Raw genomic sequence first — 18,696 nt, forward strand, 5'->3', positions numbered from 1 at the left:
CCACTAGCACGTGTCATCAGGTATCCAACCCGTTTGGCCGGTACGGGCTACTCGTTGTCTTTGGGCTGGATCGTGGTGATCGGGCAGCGCATCGGGGCACCTGATCGCTGGATGCGGGCGTCGCTGGTGAGCAGCGTGGTTGCGTGCCTTTCCGCGCTGGCGACGGAGACGGCGTCGGGGTAGCGCAGTGATGCCTGAGCAAGGACCCAGGCCCGCCGGACATCGGCCCAGGGTGTGGCTTCGACGGTGATCTCGAGGGCTTCCGCGGCGAGAAGTGCCTGTTCGATCTGATTTGGCTGCAGCGGGTGAGTGGCCCGGTTGGCCGCAGCCACCAGGCCCGACAGGATCTCGACGGCGAGATGCCCTGGGGCGAGCAGAGGTTCGCAGGCAGGGTGATCGCGAGCGCGTCGCGGGCACCCTGTCCCCTTGGGCCGGAGTCGGTGACGGCGTCGATGACGACCGAGGCGTCGATGATCACGTTGTGCGGCCGAGCTCTGCGCCACGTTCGGCGTGCGCCTCATCGATGGCTTCAAGCACCGCTTGGCGGTCCTGCTCGTTGACCGCCGCCCGCTCCTGCGCGAGTCGGGCGGCAGCATGGTTCAACGCTTCCCGCCGGCGCAAGTGAGCAGCCTGCGCATGCACCGCCTCGAACAGGTATGCCTGCAGCGACATCCCTCGCTCCGCGGCCGCTACCTCATCCGGGCGATGGCGATCAGCGACGAGGGCGTCTCGGTGCCGTGGCGGTGGCAAAGCCACGCCTGGGCACGCCCTTAGACTGAGCAGGTGCAGCCCGCCTCCCCGCGCCCGGTACTGGTGGTCGACTTCGGCGCGCAGTACGCGCAGCTGATCGCCCGCCGCGTGCGCGAGGCACAGGTGTACTCGGAAGTCGTTCCGCACACCGCCACCGTCGAGGAGATCAAGGCCAAGGATCCGCAGGCCATCGTGCTGTCCGGTGGCCCGGCCAGTGTGTACGCCGACGGCGCCCCCCAGCTGGACCCCGCGCTGTTCGACCTCGGGGTTCCGGTCTTCGGCATCTGCTACGGCTTCCAGGCGATGGCCCAGGCCCTCGGCGGCACCGTGGCCCGCACCGGGACCAGCGAGTACGGCCGCACCGAGCTGAACGTGACTGGGGGACAACTTCATTCGGGCCTGCTCGGCACTCAGCCGGTGTGGATGAGCCACGGCGACGCCGTGACGAACGCCCCCGACGGCTTCGAGGTGGTGGCCAGCAGCGCGGGCGCACCGGTGGCGGGGTTCGAGAACCAGGCCCGCCGACTGGCCGGTGTGCAGTATCACCCCGAGGTGATGCACACCCCGCACGGACAGCAGGTGCTCAGCCGGTTCCTGCACGAGTTCGCCGGGATCGATTCCATCTGGACGCCCGCCAACATCGCCGAAGCGCTCGTCGAACAGGTGCGGGCACAGATCGGGGACGGTCGCGCGATCTGCGGGCTGTCCGGCGGGGTGGATTCCGCGGTGGCCGCCGCGCTGGTACAGCGCGCCATCGGTGACCGGCTGACATGCGTGTTCGTCGACCACGGGCTGCTGCGCGCCGGCGAGCGGGCCCAGGTGCAGCGCGATTTCGTCGCCGCCACCGGTGCCAACCTGGTCACCGTCGACGCCGCGGACCGGTTCCTCGAGGCGCTGTCCGGGGTGACCAACCCGGAGGGCAAGCGCAAGATCATCGGCCGCGAGTTCATCCGGGCGTTCGAAGGGGCCGTGCGGGACACCGTACAAGGCGCGGCCGCCAGCGACTCTGAGATCGAGTTCCTCGTCCAGGGCACCCTGTATCCCGACGTGGTCGAGTCCGGCGGCGGCTCGGGTACCGCCAACATCAAGAGCCACCACAATGTCGGCGGCCTGCCCGGTGACCTGAAGTTCAAGCTCGTCGAACCGCTGCGGCTGCTGTTCAAGGATGAGGTCCGCGCGGTGGGCCGGGAGCTCGGGCTGCCGGAGGAAATCGTTGCGCGCCAGCCGTTCCCGGGTCCCGGACTCGGCATCCGGATCGTCGGCGAGGTCACCGCCAAGCGGCTGGACACCCTGCGGCGCGCCGACGCGATCGCCCGCGAGGAACTGACCGCGGCCGGACTGGACAACCAGATCTGGCAGTGCCCCGTGGTGCTGCTGGCCGACATCCGGTCGGTCGGTGTGCAGGGCGACGGCCGCACCTACGGCCACCCGATCGTGCTGCGGCCGGTGTCCAGCGAGGATGCCATGACCGCGGACTGGACGCGGGTACCCTACGAGGTGCTCGAACGCATCTCCACCCGCATCACCAACGAGGTGCCCGAGGTCAACCGCGTGGTGCTGGACGTCACCAGCAAGCCGCCCGGCACCATCGAGTGGGAGTAGTCGCCGATCACTCTGCGCCGGTGCGTAGCACGACGCAGCACCGGTCATCGCCGGGCTCGAGATCTGCGGTCGGACAATGGGGTTTGAGCGTGGCGGTCAGTCCGCCGATGAGCGCGTGATTCATGCCGCAGACCAACTGCGTGTGGGCTTGTGCTAAGGCGTGAAACGGACAGTTGATCAGCACAACGCTGCCGTCGTCGCGGCGTGGCTCGTAGCCGTGCCGAGTGAGCGTTTCGACCGCCAAGCGCAGCGCCGCATCCGTGCTGTCCGGCCGCCCCTGCGTATCGATCGCCTCTCGACCGATGGTGCGCCCTTCATCGGCGGCGAGGCGATACAGGGTGTCGATGACCTGTTCGCCGGTGGCGGCTGCTTGTCCGATTGCGTCCGCCATCAGCCGTCCGGCGAGCTCGTACTCGCGGTCAGGTAGAGAAACGCTGATTTCGCGCGAGCCACGACGGTACAGCTTGGAGGGGCGACCGGCACCGGGCCCGCGTCGTCCACTCAGCCGTGCGTACTCGGTATCCAGCAGGCCCTCGGCTTCGAGCTTGTCGAGATGGAATTTGGCCCGATGGAGCGGCACGCTGACGGCACCGGCGGCTTGTTCGCGGCTCACCGGACCCGGTTGAGAACAAACGAAGAAGTAGAGCCGGCGACGCACCGGATCGGCCAGGGCGGCGATTCCGCTGGCGTCTTCCTCAGCAATGGGCACGGAAAATCCACTTTCTATCGGAGAACTCTATTGACGTTACAGGGCGACCAGTTCTAACGTAGAGAATACTATCCGTTAGACAGTGAGGAATCGACATGACGACCGAAATCACCAACCGCGTAAAGGACCCGATCTACCAGGCCTTCCTCCTGCTCCGGACGATTTTCGCCGTCGCGCCCATTCTGGTCGGCTTGGATAAATTCACCAACGTCTTGACCGACTGGCCGATGTATCTGGCCCCCTGGATCGACGGCATCATCCCCGGCGACGCCGCCACGGCGATGCACATCGTCGGCGTGATCGAGATTGCGGCGGGCATCCTGGTGGCCGTCGCGCCGCGGGTGGGTGCGTATGTTGTGGCCGTCTGGCTCGCCGGAATCATTGTCAACTTGCTGACTCTGCCGGGCTTTTACGACGTCGCAGTGCGCGACCTCGGCCTGCTGGTCGGCGCACTGGCCTTGGCCCGGCTAGCGCAGGGGCTGCATCAGCGCGGTCACCAGTCGGAGTGATCACTGCCCGTCGGGTTCGGGTGCCTTCTCGATGAACTCGGTGAGCAACTGGCCGGCGAGCGACTCGATGGTCGATTCGATCGAGACCGCGAGCGTCGCCGTCACCGACGCCACCGCCTGAGTTCGGAATCGCACCAGCATGGTGATCAGCTCGGCGATTTCGGTGTCGCCAGGCAGTGATTCGCCGGGCTTGATCCGATCGGTGACGTGCTCGGCGCCCGCCCGCACCAGGATCCGGCTGATCTCGTCGATGTGCGGCAGCACCTGCTCGTGGATGTCGATCAGCTTGTCGAGACTCACGCCGAAGTCCCGCATCTCGTTGAACGCCTCGATCAGCTTCGGCCGGACGAGCACCGCGGTGTCGTCCTCGATGCGGATCAGCCCGGCACCCACCAGGCGGTGGAATCCCGCCTGGTCAGCGATCAGCCGGTTGGCCTCGGCGCGGGTCATTCGCTGGGGCTTCTCCGCCGCCCAGGTGCCCACGATCACCGACTCCAGGCCGAGCACGTCGCCGATGTCCTTGCCCTGCTCCCAGGCGCTGAGCATCTCGTGCACGTGAGCGATGTTGTAGCCGCGGTCCAGCATCGAGGTGATCAGCCGCAGCCGGGTCAGATGGGTGTCGTTGAACAGCGCGATGCGACCGACGCGCAGCGGCGGGTGCAGCAGGCCGCGGTCGCGGTACACCCGGATGTTGCGGGTAGTGGTGCGGGCCAGCCGGGCGAGGTCGTCGATGCGGTATTCGCCGGACGCGGCGACCCCGTGCGGCTGGACCGCCGCGTCGAACAATTGGGACACCGCGTTCTCGATGACGTCCCGCGACCCCCGCCGGATCTGCTTCTCCGCGCGCCGGAGATTGCCCAGGACCGTGGAGATCGCACCGACCTGCTGCCGCGGCTGCCTGGCCGGCGGCATGTCAGGCTCGCCCGTCAGGCACTGGAGCGAGCGCCGATTCCGGCGTGCGCATCATGAGCGACGGCCTGGTAGTCCTCGAACCGGAAGTCCCGCATCTGTCGAAGATACTGGGTGGCGAAGCCGGGGAACATCGACGCGTTGAACCCGTCCTCGGTGAGGTACCAACTGCTGCAGCCGGACATCCACGTGGTCCTGGTCAGCCGCTTCTGGATCCGCTTGTTGTAGCGCCGCTGCACGTCCTCGCGTACATCGAGGTAGCGCAGATTCTCACCCAGGATGGTGGTGATCCCGCGGACCGCATAGTCGATCTGGCCCTCGACATAGACCAGCAGCGAGTTATGCCCGGGCCCCGAGTTCGGGCCGGTCATGAAGAACAGGTTGGGATAGCCGGCCGCGCTGGCACTCTTGTACGCCTGCGCGCCGGTGGCCCATTCCGCGTTCAGCGAGCGGCCGCCAAGGCCGGTCACCGGATAGGGCGGTCCGGTCAGGTGCACGTCGTACCCGGTGGCGAACACGATGCAGTCGACGTGGTGCTCGACGCCGTCGCTGGTGCGCAACCCGACCGGGCTGATTGTCGCGATCGGCCAGTCGATCAGCTTGCAGTTGTCCCGTTGCAGCGCGGGGTAGTAGTCGCTGGAGATCAGCATGCGTTTGCAGCCGGGCGTGAAGTCCGGGGTGAGCTGTCGTCGTAGCCAAGGATCCTTCACCTGTCGGCGGATGTGCGCCTTGCCGAGCCGGGCGACCAGCGAGGTGAGCGGCGAGTTCCACACCAGCGCGGTGGCGGTGACCTCATGCCCCCAGTACAACGCCTGGCGGGCAAGTTCTTGGGTGGCAGGCACTTTGGTGAACAGTTCCTGCGCGGCCGGCGGCATCGGGATGTCCAGCCGCGGCAGCACCCAGCCGGGTGTGCGTTGGAACACCTTGACGTACGCGGCCCGCTTCACCAGCTCGGGCACGATCTGGATAGCGCTGGCGCCGGTGCCGATGACCGCCACCCGCTTGCCGGTGAAGTCGTAGTCGTGATCCCAGCGCGCACTGTGGACCTTGTGACCTTGGTACGTGTCGATGCCGCGGATGTCGGGAAAGCTGTGATCGGCCAGCGGACCCGACGCCAGCACCACGGTGCGGGCACGGAACTTCTTGCGCTGCGCGGTGGTGACGGTCCACACGCCCTCGCTCTCGTCGAAGGTCACCCCGTCGACCTCGACGCCGAATCGGATGTGTTGCCGCACTCCGAACCGCTCGACCATGTCGTCGATATGCGTGCAGATCTCGGCGGCCGGCGAGTAGGCCCGCGACCACGTGGGGTTCTTCACGAACGAGAACGAGTAGAGCAGCGACGGAACGTCACACGCCGCACCGGGATAGGTGTTGTCCCGCCAGGTTCCGCCGACGCGGTCACCGCGCTCCAGGATCACGATGTCGTCGACACCCGCCTGGGTGAGTTTGATGGCAGTGCCGATGCCGGTGAAGCCGGCACCGACGATCAGCGTGTCGTGTGTGTGATTGCGTGCCATGGTCAGGCCGCCGGCTCGTGGGTGAGTTCCTTGAACCAGCTGGGAATCGGCTTGAGGAGGCCTTGCGGCAGCTGGTCCGACAACCAGACCGAGGGGTTGGCCACCCAGTGGTAAGGATGGCGCGGGTTGGTCACCATGCGGGCGAAAAGCTTGACGATCTGGTAGGTCGGTACCCGCCAGGTCTGATCACCGCGGTCGCCAAGTTCCTTGAACCGCTTCATCGCGCTATAGAGCCGTTCTGGTTCCATGCCCATGCCGATGATCTCGTTGCGGACGCGATTGAACAGCGGGACGGCCATCAGGGCGCCGATAATCACGCCGGGTGACGCGACGTTGCCGACGAAGTCGATGGCCAGTTTGCGCGCCGTGCCGTGGCCGATCATGTCGAGCACCTCGAAATCCACGACGAGATGACGGGATTCGTCGTTGTTGATCTTCTCGAACACCTGGTGGCAGACCGGATCCTCGACCTCGTCGAGCAGGAACTTGAGCAGCGCGCCGTCCAGTGCGACCTCCAACATCGGGATGACCGTCCCGAGCAGAGATAACGGCATGTCGTCGGAGTAGGAGTCCAGCCACTGCGTGGCGAGCCGGATGTTCACGTTGGGCTCCGGCATTTCGCGGTCGTCGAGCATGCCCCAGCGTTTCATCAGAGCCAGTTCGGCATTGGCGTGGCGCTGCTCTTCAGCGTGGAAGTAACGGTAGATCTCGGCAATCGTCGACGTCGGAGCCTTCTTGGCCAGTGCAGCGAAACCGCGTGCTCCGATGTTCTCGATCCAGCACAGGTCCGCCATGAAGGCTTTTAGCTTGGGCCGCTGATCATCGGTGATCAGTTCGGCTCCCGGTGCGTCCCAGTCGATGTCGGCGAGCGCCCACTGGCGGTCCTTGATCTTCGCTAGCATGACGTCCATGTCGATTGCCATCGGGTCCTCCTAAGGTGTCGTCACACGCGTGGCGAGTCCGACGGCTCGGGTGTATGTCGTCGGGGTGAAACGCTTGATGCCCCAGCTGATTCGGGCGTCAAGCTGCGGCATGCAGTACAGGCCGCCGCGGTCGTGGGTGTCCAGGCACATCCGGGCGACCCGGTCCGCGGAGAACCCGGTCCAGCGCATCAGCCGGTCGGCGAGCTGGGCGGACTGCTCGCTGATCCGGCCGGATTCGACGATGTTCGTCTTGACGAAGGTCGGGCACAGCACGGTGACGTGCACCCCGGTGCCGCTCAGCTCGGCGGCCAGCGTCTCGGACAGCGACAGCACGCCGGCCTTGCTGACGTTGTAGGCGGCCATTCCCGGTGCCGCGCCGAACGCCGCGGCGGATGCGACGTTGATGATGCCCCCGCGGCCGGCTTCCTTCAATATCGGGGTGAAGACGTGACAGCCGTGGATCGGGCCCCACAGGTTGACGCCGAGTACCCAGGACCAGTCGTCGAGGCTCGCGTCGCCGATCGGTGTGCCGCCGGCCCCGACACCGGCGTTGTTGACCACCACGGTGGGTGGGCCGTCGAACCAGTTCTGTGCGGCGGCGGCCAGGTCGCGGACATCCTCGATACGGGAGACGTCACAGCGCGTGGCAATGGCGCTGCCGCCCTGCCCAAGGATCGTGTCGGTGGTTGTGCGGGCGGCGATTTCGTCGATGTCGCTGCACACCACCCGCCCGCCGCGGAGGGCCAGTTCGACCGCGAATGCCGCGCCGATGCCGCTGCCGGCTCCGGTGATGACCGCGGCGGCCCGGCGGCTGCGTTTGCCCGACGATCCGAAGATGCCCACGCCTGAGTACAACAGTGAATGCTGACATTTGTCAATGTCACCATTCCGCGTTGTCAACGCGGTGGGTCGCCCCGCCAGCTGAAGCTGTTGACGTATTTGCCCAAGTCGAGGGCGAGTTGGAGGTTTGCGCCGGACGGCTTGCCCAAGCCGAAGTCCGGTCCGAACTGCCGGAACGGGCCGACCGCCGCGGCGATCAGCGCGAGGTCGTCCTTCACCGCCACCATGACCATCACCCGCATCCGCATGTAGTTGCTGTTGGCGCCCTGCGGCCAGCAGTCGGCGACCAGGCCGTACCCGGGTTGGTAGCCCACCATCGCGTTGGGAATCTGGTAGGCGGTGCGGGTGTCCGGGAAGGTCTCATCGACAAGGCCTTTGGCGATCTCCTCGGGGGTCCGTCCGCGGGCGGGCTCACTCATCAACTGCATGGTGCCGCCGTCACCGCCGAGGAAATCCGCGCGTACCCCATTGGCGTTGGTGGTGATCCTGTATGCCGTCCCGGGTGCCGGATACGAGACGGAAAATTCGCCGCCGGGCGCGGTGAAGCGGGGATTGATGGCGACCGGCTCGCCGGTCGGTGGCCGCCCGCAGTCCGGTGGGCATGCGTATCGCGCGGGAGGCTTGTGGATGACAACCGACAACCCGACACAGGCCGCCGTGACCACGACGATGGCGACACCCCAGGTCCGTAACAGCCGGGCACGGGAGGTCCGCCGCACCGGCGGCGCGGTATAGGTGCCCGCGGTGACGGAGTAGCCCGGGTGCGTGGCATCGGCCGGTTCGTCGGGGTCGGCGCTTGTTGGGCGCGTTCGGCGACGTTCCGTTCGCGAAGACCGGGACGCTGCGCGGGTGGCAACCCCGCACGCTGGGCAGAACGCCATGTCGGGTACCACGTGCTGACAGTGCGGACACAACAACGGCTCATCGGAGTGGATCTCGTCGTGTGCTTCGTGCAGCAGCGCGAGATGCAGACCGATGCGCAGCAGCAGAAGTGCCACCACGGCCACCGCGAGGTGGATGGTCAGTTGCAGTGCTTGTGGAACCCGGGCGACGTCGACGAGTCCCAGTGCGGTGTAGACGGCCACGACTGCCGCGGCGAACCCGGCCAGTACGGCGCGTACATACCCCGGGTGCTGGTGAGCCTTGCTCGGCGGGCGGGAGAACCACAGCGCCGCACCGATCAGGCCGCCAACCGCAACGGCGGTCAACGGCACCGCCAACCCGCGAATGCCGGCCTCGACGATGAGCGAGGAGACGGGGCGGTTGCGTGAGATCATCCCCGTCCCGAATTGCGGCGCCAACCGCGTCAACGTGGCGGCGGCAGTGAAGGTCAAAGCGCCCAGCGCGCCAATCATGAAGCCGTCCAACGACTCCCGAGTCGACGGCCGCAGCAGGCGCACAACCACTGCGGGGACCAGCATCACAATCAGGCCGCCGACCGGGACGCCTAGCCCCTCCCGGAGCAGCCGCGTTCCCGCGATTCCGGCGCCCAGCGGCACGCCGTACGAGCGGGCGACCATCGCGCCGGTCAGCAGCACCCACCCGACACCGAGCGCGATGCCCAATGCTGCGGTGAGAAGCAGTGTGCGGGTGGGCAGATCGCGGTGGGCATCGGTCTCGCGCATGTACAGCAGGAACAACAGCGGCAGCCCAAGCGCGGCCACCGTGATCAACGCCGGGGGCATCCGCAACATTGCGAACGCCACCAGCGCAACCAACACCAGTACCAGCACCACTCGGAACGGCATGCGGGACCGGTGCGGCAGATGCGGGAACAGCGAACTGGCCAACGACGGCAGCAGCAGGTGCTCTCCGGGAGCGGCCCCATAGGCCCGAATTCGTAACCAGGACGGCCCATTTCCGCGCCGCGGAGTCAGATGCGAACCGCAGAGCCCGCAGAATTTACCCGCGGGAACATCGGTTTCGCAGACCGCACACTCCATGGTGGCCGGGCCGCTCTGGTCCGAATCGGAGCCGGTGCTCATCGGGTCAACTTCTGCAGCACGAGGATGTTCTGGACGAGATTGTCGACGTCCGGTGTTCCGAGCCCGGTGACCAGGTCGTAGCCCGGCCCGGCGTCGTCAACCGCGTTTCCGCCGAGCGTCACGTCGCGGAAGCCCGGCAGCCGCGCGCCCTCGGCAACCCGGTACAGCAGGGGATTGAGGTCTCCAAGCCGGCGTCCGCCGTTGGCGATCAGATACTGGTTCATCACCGCGGCCAGCCCGGCCCAGATCGGTGCCGACTGGGAGGTACCGCCGCCCACCAACTGTTTCTGGTTGAACACGATCTTGACCCCGGTGAACGGGTCGGCGACCGCGGCGACATCGGGGGTGAGCCGACGATCGGAGTCCCGATCCGAGGACACGCTTCGCTGCCATTCCGGCCGGTCGAACAACGCGGACACGCCGCCGCCGCTGCCGAGCGACAACGGCACGTCGAACCAGGCCTGCTCGGACTGCCACACGCCGTTGGCGTCGGTGGACAGGGTGGTGCCGCCCACGTCGGTCATTTCCGGAAGGGAGGCGACCGAATCGAGCCCGACGTCGGCGGCGCCGGGTGGGGACGACCAGTCGTCGCCGCCCTTGCACTCCAGACCGGCCAGGTCACCGCTGGCGTTGAAAGCCGCTGTGCCATGAGAATGTGCGGTTGAGAGTGCGGACCGAACCGGCGCCAAATCGGCTGCGGTGAGCAGCTTGTCGCAACCCCAGCCGATCGAGAAGCTCCACACCGCGCCGGGGAACTGGCGGTCCGCGGACTCCAGCATCTGCCCGATCTTCTCGTACGCGCCGTCGCCCTCCACCGTCGGACGGGCATTGACGACCACCTTCTGGGCGTCGGGCGCAACGGCGTGGGCGACCTCGAGATCCATCGTCGTCTCACCGCGCGGCTCGCCGGGCTGGCCACCGACCAGGGTGGGGGTGAACCTCGGCAACCCGTAGGCGGTCGCGAAGCTGTCGAGGTCGGCCTGGTCGTAGCCGTCGAACGCGAAGATCACGATGGTCTGGCCCTTGCCGGTGAAGCCGGCCGAGGCGAGCGTGCTCATGTTGTACGTGTTCAGCAGCGCGCCTGGCTTCAACCCCTGGTCCGTCACGTCCAGCGGCAGCATCCACGGCGTCGCCGTGTGATGCGGGGTGTAGCTCAGGATCCGTCCGAGTTCGGTGACCTCGCCGCGCAGCTCCGCCGGCACCGAAGGCTGTTGCGGGGAGGCGTAGAACAGCTGACCCCGCCGCCCTCGGTAGTCGTGCACCTGCACGCCGAACGCGGCGCCCACCCTTTCGGCGGCGCCCTCGACGATCGCCCAGTTGTCGCCCGGCCGCCAGCGCACCGACAGGCCCTGGCCGCGTGACCAGCCGACCAAGCCATCCGGCCGGGTCGAATCGCGCAGGGCGACGGTCAGCTGCGTGTCATCGCGGTGCGACGGCCCGAGATCGGTTGAGGCGGCAACCAACAGCGCAAACGGCCCACCGATCATCCCCGGCGCGTTGGGCACCGGCGTGACCCGCAGATCCGATGCGAGCACCAGCACCCCCGCCGCGATCAACGCCAGCAGCCGGTTGCCGGTGCCTGCGCGCCAACCGGGCACCGCGGGGTGCTAGTTGTCGCCGGGAATGGCCGTCGGTGCCGGCGGCGCAATCACGCTGGGCGAGAACGGGTTCGGTCCGCCGGGATCGATGCGCGGAGCCTTTTCAGTCGGGTTCACCGGCGGCGGCGGTGGTGGCGGCGTGGTCGTCGTGGTGGTTGTGGTGGTCGTGGTCTCGGGGGCTTCCTTTTCCTCCTCGGCGCAGGATGCGGTCAATCCGACCATCGCGATGATGGCGGCACCGCCCGCGGCTACCGAAAGACGACGAGCCAAACGACGTGACCTCATGATCTGTCCTATCTGTCCCCCGACATGCGAGTTGAATCGTGATGCGGTCCGCGTACGAAACCCTATCCGAATAGACGAACAAACGCCCAGGTGATTACGCGGCCGCCGCTTGACGGTGTCGGCGGGCGGGTGTTTACTCGTCATATCGAACATACATTCGAATACGTGATGAATCAGATGATGCGAGAGGTGCTGCTGTGACGGCGGCGATGAGCCTGGATCGGCCCCGGCTTGACCGTGCTGAGCAGGTCGAACACCTGCGTCGCAAGATGGCGGCGGTATCCGGGAAGGTGGGTTCCGGGCGGCGCGGGCCTACGCCGTCGAACGACCTGCTGCCCGCGTCGGAATCTTTGCTGCCGTCCCCCGAATCGCTGGCCGAACCGCTACCCACCGCGTTGCCACGGGGAACGGTGGCGGTGCTGTCGGGGGCCCGGTCGCTGCCGTTGAGCATGGTGGCGGCGGTGACGGCGGCCGGCGGGCATGCGGCCATCGTCGGCCAGCCCGATGTCGGCCTGCTGGCGGCCGTGGAGATGGGGGCGGATCTGAGCAGGCTCGCGGTCATCCCCGAACCCGGGTCGGATCCGGTCGAGGTGGCCGCGGTGCTGATGGACGGCATGGATCTGGTCGTGCTCGGCCTGGGTGGGCGTTTGGTGCCGGCGACCCGGGCGCGGGCGGTGATTGCCCGCGCGCGCCAGAAGGGCTGCACGCTGCTGGTCACCGGCGGTGACTGGCAGGGCACAGCCGCCCGGCTGGAGGCCAGGGTCAGCGGCTACGAAATGACCGGCGGCAGCGGCGGTCGGCCTACGCCCGGGTGTGGCCGGATCAGCCGGGTGCGATTGGCGATGCGGGCCACCGGACGATCCCTCGGGTCGGTGCGTGTGGTAGGCGGATGAGCCATGTCGCGGGTGCTGGCCATCTGGTGCATGGATTGGCCCGCGGTGGCCGCGGCGGCCGCGGCGGGCCTGCCCCCGACGGCCCCGGTGGCGGTCACGCTGGCCAATAGGGTCATCGCCTGTTCGGAGTCCGCTCGGGCGGCCGGAGTGCGGCGAGGCCTGCGCCGTCGGGAATCACAGGCCAGATGCCCACAGTTGCACGTCGTCACCGCCGACCCGGCGCGCGATGCCCGCCACTTCGAAGAGGTGACGGCCGCGGTGGACGACCTGGTGCCTCGCGCCGAGGTGTTACGGCCGGGCTTGCTGGTGTTGCCGGTTCGCGGCGCGGCGCGCTACTTCGGATCCGAGCAGGCCGCGGCCGAGCGGCTGGTCGACGCGGTCGCCGCGGCCGGGGCCGAGTGCCAGGTCGGAATTGCCGACCAATTGCCCACCGCGGTCTTCGCCGCGCGCGCGGGGCGGATCGTCGACCCCGGGAAGGACGCGGTGTTCCTGTCGGTGCTGTCGATCCGGCAGCTGGCCACTGAGCCGAGCCTGGCGGCACCCGGCCGTGAGGACTTGGCGGATCTGTTGTGGCGCATGGGAATCCGAAACATCGGCCAGTTCGCCGCCCTGTCTCGTACCGATGTGGCCTCCCGGTTCGGAGCCGACGCGGTTGCCGCGCATCGGTTCGCCCGTGGCGAGCCGAGCCGCGGACCGTCGGGACGAGACGCCCCACCGGAGCTCGACGCCGTCATGAGTTGCGACCCGCCGATCGACCGAGTGGACGCCGCGGCTTTTGCCGGCCGATCGCTGGCCAGCACACTGCACCAGAGCCTGGAGTCGGCGGGCGTGGGCTGCACCCGGCTGGCTATTCATGCCATCACCGCGAATGGTGAGGAGCTGAACCGGGTTTGGCGTTGCGCCGAGCCGCTGACCGAGGACGCCACCGCCGACCGGGTGCGTTGGCAGCTGGACGGCTGGCTGAACCGCCGCAATGCGAACGACCGGCCGACCGCACCCGTCACCGTGCTGCGACTGCATCCGGTGGAGGTGGTGTCGGCCGAGGCGTTGCAGTTGCCGTTGTGGGGCGGGATAGGCGAAGAGGACCGGCTGCGGGCCCGTCGTGCGCTGGTGCGGGTTCAGGGTCTGCTCGGGCCGGAGGCGGTGCAGGTGCCGGTGCTCAGCGGTGGCCGCGGGCCCGCCGAGCGCATCACCTTCACGCCGCTGGGGGACGAGCCGGTGCCGCGGGCCGACCCGAGTCAGCCATGGCCGGGTCAGCTGCCCGAGCCGTCGCCGACCGTGCTGCTCGACGACCCGGTCGAGGTGCTCGACGCAGCCGGACGGCCGGTACGGGTGACCGGCCGGGGATTGTTCTCCGCCGATCCGGTGCGTCTGGCCTCCCCAGGAAGGGACTGCCGATTGTCCTGGTGGGCTGGGCCATGGCCGATCGACGAGCGGTGGTGGGATCCGGGCAGCAAGGCCGGCCGCACCGCGCGGGCGCAGGTACTCCTTGACGGGGATCCCGGGCAAGCGCTGCTGCTGTGCTACCGCCAGCGCCGGTGGTACGTCGAAGGGATCTACGAGTGATCCCGCTCAGCGGGCTATCCTCTCGATGTCCGGCAGCTTCCACGTCTTGTCGAACAGCGCCTGATCCGGCCCGTAGAAACGGAAGATCACTTCAAAGGTCTTGCCCGCCTTGGTCGGAACCCAATTCGAGGAAACACCCTCTGGCTCCGCAGGACCGAAGCCGATGTCCACTGAGTCGTCGGCGTTGATTGCTAGTCCTGGCAATGTGGATGCGCGGCTGGACCACGGCGCGTTGCGGATCAACGCGTGCGTTTCACCGTCATACGCCGTCGCCGACCAGTACTGGTGCACCGGCGCGGACGCGGGCACGCGGAGACGATACGTCGAGCCGCCGTCGAGCCGGTTTCCCTTGGCATCCTTGATCGCCATCAAGTAGAACTGCCCGGCGCCGAACCGCTTGGGGCTGAAGAACGCAACCGAATATGCGACGGCGCGGTTGTCGACGGGGTAACTGTCCGGGTCCGCGAAGTTCGTTGACATTCCGTGTAGGACCTCGTCGGAGGCGGGCACATGCCAGTGGCCACCGTCGAAATACGGTGGCGGGAAGTACGACGTCTCCAACCGATTCGCCAACCACGAATGCACCTCGTGTGCGGCCAGATTGAATACCCGCCGGGTCTTGTCGTCCGGGGTGAACGGTCTGCCCTTTTGAACGCCGACCGCCGCGAGTGTGTCGATCATCGCTTTGTCGCGGTTCAGCCAGGGCTCGGTCTGCACGACCGCGTTGAGTGATTCGAAGAACCGCGCGTCGTAGGGGATGGTGGCGTCAAACAGTACGTCGAACGCATCGATGAATGTTGTCTGCGGCGGATCGGCGGCCGCCGAAAGCGGATAGACCCGAGCGCGTTTCCCGTACGCGACCGCATCTGCGACGTCGGTGTCAGCGGTGCTGCGGTAGTTCGACCGCAGCAGCGCGTAGGACTGGTAGGTCGGCGAGGATAAGGCGATATAGCCGTCGGGCACGCTGTCGGCATGCCCGGGCGGCAGGATGAGGTACTTGCCGCCGTCGCCCTTGTCGGCGCCCGCGGGCCCGACATCCTCGATCGCGGTCTGCCAGCAGTCGTCGATCGAGCCGACGATCGTGCCCATATCGGCCGGCGGTATTTCCAGCACAACCGGCCCGACGTCGGTGGTGTTGAAGAACGGCATGAAGTAGATGGTGTCGGGATTGGGCGTCAGGGTCTGGTTCTTCCAGTTGATGGGCCGCGACCAGAAGACCACCTGATTGGGCGCGCCGCCGAGCTTGAGCAGCTGCCGAAGCATCAGGTCGTAGTTGACCGCCGGCATGCCCCAGATCACCGCTTCGACCGCGCGACGATGCAGTGTGCGGTCGGCCAGTTGAGCCGGATTCGACGGCGGGCCGCTTCCCGCAGATGGTTCCGGTTGTCGCTGCCACAGCGTTCGCATGACGCGCCTCCCACGTCGCGATTGACGCCATTCAACCCCGTTTTGGTACCGCTGCGTCGCGATTTGGGAATCCGGGTGGTCGGCCGGTCAATGCAGTCTGCGCGCGAACTGCCCAACGCGGGCGATGAACCTGTCGAAGAACGCGTTCGGATCCACGTCAATTCCGATGAGCGCGTTGGGTTCTCGGCCCCACCGCTTGGACCAGTCGGCGATCGTCATGCCGCGCGTCAGCGTGCCGGTCAGCTCGACATCCACCGTGGCCGGCCGAACCGCGACCAGGTCCGGATCGAGCGCCACCGCGGCGGCCAGCGGGTCATGCAGGTGCGCCAGGTACCCCTCCCGCTGGTCGAAGTGAAACTCGAAGTAGAACCGCATGGCATCCTCGAGAACCCGGATCAACGGGTTGGCGGCCACCGATCTGGTGCCGCGATCATCGAGCACGCTCATCGGCGCTGTCGGAGTTCCCGCGGCCGTCGCCAGCCGGCCCAGCAGCGCAGGCGTCATCGCGATGTTCTCGGTCAGGTTCAGCCCCAACACGATCGGAAGGTGTTGCGGTGGGTCCAGTCCCCATGCCGCGCCCCACACCGCGAAGACCTCGTTGGCGGCCTCGGGGTCCACGCTGATGTTCCACTCCGCCACCGACGTGGTGTTGCCGCGATACTCGAAGGCACCGCCCATGATCACCAGCCGCCGAAGCAGGGTCGGCAACGTGGGTTCGGCCCGCAGCGCCAGGGCCAGGTTGGTCAATGGGCCGGTGGCCACGCCGATGAGTTCGCCCGGGTAGGCGTGTGCGGCCCTGATCCACGCCTCCGCGGCGTCGTGCGCGGTGAGCCGCCGATCCGTCGACGGCAGTGTGGCGTAGCCCATGCCCTGCGGCCCATGAGTGTCTTCCGCGGTGCGAAGCGGGGAGCTCACCGGCTGCTCGGAACCTCTGGACACCGGGATGCGCGCGACCTGACACAACTCCAGCAAGCCCAGGTTGTTTTCGCAAACCTGTTGCACCGGAACGTTTCCTGCGGTTGATCCAATGCCGATCAGTTCGGCGTCCGGGGTGGCGAACAGGTAGGCCAGCGCCATCGCGTCGTCCACGCCCGTGTCGACGTCGGCGAAGACCGGCAGCGGCACGGGCGCAACGATACCGCCGGCTACCAGTGCACGCCGGGCACCAGGCGGATCGCGCGCTTGATCGGTCCCGGTACCCGCAGGTTGGCCACTGCGCGGGCCGGGCGCTTGGGCCGCCGCGATGGCGCGCGCGAGGGTGGCGCCGGTTCGATGCCGCGAGCCGCCGCCGAGTCGGGATAGCCCAGGTAGAGCTGGTGCAGCACGCGGCGCGACAGTTTCGGCGTGAAGTAGTTGCCGACGTCGGCCAGGGTGCCCAGCGGGGTGTCGATCCGTGCCGGCTTCTCGATCAGCCCGCGCACCACCATCGCCGCCGCATGTTCGGCGGTGATCGGGGGCACCGGATTGAGCCGGCGCGACGGCATGATCATCGGCGTGCGAACCAGCGGCATGTGAATGTTGGTGAACGTGATGTGATCCGACAGCGTCTCCGTGGATACCACGTCGGCGAATGCGTCCAGCGCCGCCTTGGTCGGTAGATAGGAGCTGTACTTCGGGTTGCGCGCCTGCACACCGGCGCTCGACACGTTGACCACGTGGCCGAACCGGCGTTCACGCCAGTGCGGCAGCAGGGCCAGCACCATCCGGACGGCGCCGAAGTAGTTGACCGCCATCACGCGTTCGTAGTCATGAAGCCGGTCGGTCGACGCGATCACCGATCGTCGGATCGACCGGCCGGCGTTGTTGACCAGATAGTCGACGTGACCGAACCGGCCGAGGATGTCCTTTACCGTGTGTTCCACCGAGGTTTCGTCGGTGACGTCGCAGGTGAACGCGTGCGCCTGCCCGCCGGCGGCGCGGATTTCGGCGACCAGTTCATCGAGCGCTTCGGCGTTGCGGGCTAGCGCGAACACCGTCGCGCCCCGTTCGGCCACCGCGATCGCCGAGGCACGCCCGATGCCGCTGGAGGCGCCGGTGATGATCACGTGCCGGCCGACCAGCGGCCCGGCCTGGTCGTCGCGCCGGGCCCGGTCCGGATCCAGGTGTTCGGCCCAGTACCGCCACAGCTTCGGCGCGTACGACGCGAACTCCGGAACCGTTATCCCGGTGCCGCGCAACGCTTCCTGCGTGTTGTCGGAGGTGAACGTCGGCATCAGGTCGACGACGTCGAGGATTTCGGCGGGAATTCCCAACTGGGTCGCCGCCATGTTGCGCAGCGCCTTGGCGCGCCCGGTCGCTCGCAGGAACGGCACCACGGTGCCACGTGGCAACGATCCGCGCAGCCGCGGCAACCCGGCCACCGGGGCGATGGCGCGGTAGATTCCGCGCAGGCCGATGCTGGTTGGCGCGGTGAGATGGAACGTCTGGCCATCCAAATTGGGTATGCGGTCCTCGGCGTGGATGAGTTCGGCCAACGCATCGACGACGTAGTCGACCGGGACGATGTTGGTTCGGCCGGTGTCGGGCAGCATGACCGGGGTGAAGGCCGGAAGCTTCCGCAACTTGGCCAATATGCCGAAGAAGTAGTACGGCCCGTCCACCTTGTCCATCTCGCCGGTGCGGGAATCGCCGACGACCACCGCGGGCCGGTAGATCCGGTAACGCAGCCCGGCCTCCGAGCGCACCAGCAGCTCGGCCTCGAACTTGGTCTGGTGATAGGGCGTCGGCAGGTCCTGCGCGACGTCGAAGTCGTCCTCGGTGTACTCGCCGCGGTAGGTGCCGGCCACCGCGATCGACGACACGTGGTGCAGCGTCGCGCCGAGTCGACGGGCCAGGGCGATCACCGCCCGGGTGCCCTCGACGTTGGCGGCGCGCTGCGCATCCTCGGCGACGGTCATGTCGTAGATGGCGGCGCAGTGCACCACGTGGTCGACGGTGCCGAGCTCGGCGATGGCCTCTTCGGTGAGACCGAGGCCCTCGGCGGTGAGGTCGCCTACGAGTGCCTTTGCCCGGTCGCCCCAGGCGTGCTCGCCCTGGCTGGCCAGCCGTTCGAACCTCGCCAGCGACTCACGACGGACCAGCACCCAGACCTCGGCGTCGGGGGCGCGGTCCAGAATTCGCGACACGACTCGGCGGCCAATAAACCCGGTACCGCCGGTAACGACATAGCGCATGCGAGTCATGGTCGTCGTTTGCCCGAC

At 67.7% G+C, this 18,696-nt stretch carries 17 protein-coding genes; 4 read left to right on the forward strand and 13 right to left on the reverse strand.

Features of this window, described 5'->3' with window-relative positions; all coding sequences use genetic code 11:
* Positions 1-47 precede the first annotated feature (47 nt).
* A complete protein-coding gene (locus tag ACRDU5_RS00005; protein ID WP_526612158.1) occupies positions 48-332 on the reverse strand; it encodes a PIN domain-containing protein in 285 nt (94 codons plus the stop codon).
* 142 nt (positions 333-474) lie between these two features.
* Positions 475-672, reverse strand: coding sequence for a hypothetical protein (locus tag ACRDU5_RS00010; protein WP_526612160.1), 198 nt, complete (start codon positions 670-672; stop codon positions 475-477).
* Positions 673-783: 111 nt separating this feature from the next.
* Between ACRDU5_RS00010 and guaA the strand changes: the two genes are divergently transcribed.
* Positions 784-2,352, forward strand: a complete 1,569-nt coding sequence (gene guaA, locus ACRDU5_RS00015) for a glutamine-hydrolyzing GMP synthase (protein ID WP_526612161.1) — start codon at positions 784-786, stop codon at positions 2,350-2,352.
* 7 nt (positions 2,353-2,359) lie between these two features.
* Here guaA and ACRDU5_RS00020 read toward each other — a convergent pair whose 3' ends face one another.
* On the reverse strand, positions 2,360-3,061 hold the full coding sequence (locus tag ACRDU5_RS00020; protein WP_526612162.1) for a helix-turn-helix transcriptional regulator: 702 nt from the start codon (positions 3,059-3,061) through the stop codon (positions 2,360-2,362).
* Positions 3,062-3,156: 95 nt separating this feature from the next.
* Between ACRDU5_RS00020 and ACRDU5_RS00025 the strand changes: the two genes are divergently transcribed.
* The gene (locus tag ACRDU5_RS00025) at positions 3,157-3,570 is read left to right on the forward strand and encodes a hypothetical protein (protein WP_526612164.1); all 414 of its coding nucleotides are present in this window, start codon (positions 3,157-3,159) and stop codon (positions 3,568-3,570) included.
* Here ACRDU5_RS00025 and ACRDU5_RS00030 read toward each other — a convergent pair whose 3' ends face one another.
* The 7 genes from ACRDU5_RS00030 to ACRDU5_RS00060 all read right to left on the reverse strand — a co-directional run bounded on the left by ACRDU5_RS00030 (position 3,571) and on the right by ACRDU5_RS00060 (position 11,630).
* Entirely contained in the window at positions 3,571-4,482 is a 912-nt protein-coding gene (locus ACRDU5_RS00030; RefSeq protein WP_526612166.1) for a MerR family transcriptional regulator, read from the reverse strand.
* Positions 4,483-4,496: 14 nt separating this feature from the next.
* Complete coding sequence (locus tag ACRDU5_RS00035; protein ID WP_526612241.1) at positions 4,497-6,005, reverse strand: flavin-containing monooxygenase; 1,509 nt, start codon at positions 6,003-6,005, stop codon at positions 4,497-4,499.
* On the reverse strand, positions 6,002-6,922 hold the full coding sequence (locus ACRDU5_RS00040; protein ID WP_526612168.1) for a ferritin-like domain-containing protein: 921 nt from the start codon (positions 6,920-6,922) through the stop codon (positions 6,002-6,004). Before ACRDU5_RS00040 ends, ACRDU5_RS00035 begins: the two co-directional genes overlap by 4 nt.
* Before the next feature lie 9 nt (positions 6,923-6,931).
* Complete coding sequence (locus ACRDU5_RS00045) at positions 6,932-7,765, reverse strand: SDR family NAD(P)-dependent oxidoreductase (RefSeq protein WP_526612242.1); 834 nt, start codon at positions 7,763-7,765, stop codon at positions 6,932-6,934.
* A 53-nt stretch (positions 7,766-7,818) separates the two neighbouring features.
* On the reverse strand, positions 7,819-9,747 hold the full coding sequence (locus ACRDU5_RS00050; RefSeq protein ID WP_526612170.1) for a zinc ribbon domain-containing protein: 1,929 nt from the start codon (positions 9,745-9,747) through the stop codon (positions 7,819-7,821).
* Positions 9,744-11,234 carry a S53 family peptidase gene (locus ACRDU5_RS00055; protein WP_526612243.1) on the reverse strand — a complete coding sequence of 497 codons (1,491 nt, stop codon included), beginning with the start codon at positions 11,232-11,234 and terminating at the stop codon, positions 9,744-9,746. Before ACRDU5_RS00055 ends, ACRDU5_RS00050 begins: the two co-directional genes overlap by 4 nt.
* Before the next feature lie 120 nt (positions 11,235-11,354).
* Positions 11,355-11,630: a hypothetical protein gene (locus ACRDU5_RS00060; protein ID WP_526612171.1), complete on the reverse strand. Its 276-nt coding sequence runs from the start codon at positions 11,628-11,630 to the stop codon at positions 11,355-11,357.
* 197 nt (positions 11,631-11,827) lie between these two features.
* Between ACRDU5_RS00060 and imuA' the strand changes: the two genes are divergently transcribed.
* The gene (imuA', locus tag ACRDU5_RS00065; RefSeq protein WP_526612172.1) at positions 11,828-12,523 is read left to right on the forward strand and encodes a DnaE2-dependent mutagenesis accessory factor ImuA'; all 696 of its coding nucleotides are present in this window, start codon (positions 11,828-11,830) and stop codon (positions 12,521-12,523) included.
* 3 nt (positions 12,524-12,526) lie between these two features.
* A complete protein-coding gene (locus ACRDU5_RS00070; RefSeq protein WP_526612174.1) occupies positions 12,527-14,089 on the forward strand; it encodes a DNA polymerase Y family protein in 1,563 nt (520 codons plus the stop codon).
* Between the two features lie 6 nt (positions 14,090-14,095).
* Here ACRDU5_RS00070 and ACRDU5_RS00075 read toward each other — a convergent pair whose 3' ends face one another.
* From ACRDU5_RS00075 to ACRDU5_RS00085, 3 genes are all read right to left on the reverse strand, one after another.
* Complete coding sequence (locus ACRDU5_RS00075; protein ID WP_526612176.1) at positions 14,096-15,496, reverse strand: DUF1214 domain-containing protein; 1,401 nt, start codon at positions 15,494-15,496, stop codon at positions 14,096-14,098.
* An 87-nt stretch (positions 15,497-15,583) separates the two neighbouring features.
* The gene (locus ACRDU5_RS00080; protein WP_526612178.1) at positions 15,584-16,621 is read right to left on the reverse strand and encodes a nucleoside hydrolase; all 1,038 of its coding nucleotides are present in this window, start codon (positions 16,619-16,621) and stop codon (positions 15,584-15,586) included.
* Between the two features lie 20 nt (positions 16,622-16,641).
* Positions 16,642-18,669, reverse strand: a complete 2,028-nt coding sequence (locus ACRDU5_RS00085) for an SDR family oxidoreductase (RefSeq protein ID WP_526612179.1) — start codon at positions 18,667-18,669, stop codon at positions 16,642-16,644.
* Positions 18,670-18,696 lie beyond the last annotated feature (27 nt).

This window comes from Mycobacterium sp., from assembly GCF_050701515.1.
Classification (GTDB): Bacteria; Actinomycetota; Actinomycetes; order Mycobacteriales; family Mycobacteriaceae; genus Mycobacterium.

Bases quoted from the DNA above. Each gene is read 5' to 3' on its own strand.
- ACRDU5_RS00010 (WP_526612160.1), bottom strand. From the start codon at position 672: ATGTCGCTGCAGGCATACCTGTTCGAGGCGGTGCATGCGCAGGCTGCT.
- ACRDU5_RS00025 (WP_526612164.1), top strand. From the start codon at position 3,157: ATGACGACCGAAATCACCAACCGCGTAAAGGACCCGATCTACCAGGCC.
- ACRDU5_RS00030 (WP_526612166.1), bottom strand. From the start codon at position 4,482: ATGCCGCCGGCCAGGCAGCCGCGGCAGCAGGTCGGTGCGATCTCCACG.
- ACRDU5_RS00040 (WP_526612168.1), bottom strand. From the start codon at position 6,922: ATGGCAATCGACATGGACGTCATGCTAGCGAAGATCAAGGACCGCCAG.
- ACRDU5_RS00050 (WP_526612170.1), bottom strand. From the start codon at position 9,747: ATGAGCACCGGCTCCGATTCGGACCAGAGCGGCCCGGCCACCATGGAG.
- ACRDU5_RS00055 (WP_526612243.1), bottom strand. From the start codon at position 11,234: ATGATCGGTGGGCCGTTTGCGCTGTTGGTTGCCGCCTCAACCGATCTC.
- ACRDU5_RS00060 (WP_526612171.1), bottom strand. From the start codon at position 11,630: ATGAGGTCACGTCGTTTGGCTCGTCGTCTTTCGGTAGCCGCGGGCGGT.
- ACRDU5_RS00070 (WP_526612174.1), top strand. From the start codon at position 12,527: ATGTCGCGGGTGCTGGCCATCTGGTGCATGGATTGGCCCGCGGTGGCC.
- ACRDU5_RS00075 (WP_526612176.1), bottom strand. From the start codon at position 15,496: ATGCGAACGCTGTGGCAGCGACAACCGGAACCATCTGCGGGAAGCGGC.
- ACRDU5_RS00085 (WP_526612179.1), bottom strand. From the start codon at position 18,669: ATGCGCTATGTCGTTACCGGCGGTACCGGGTTTATTGGCCGCCGAGTC.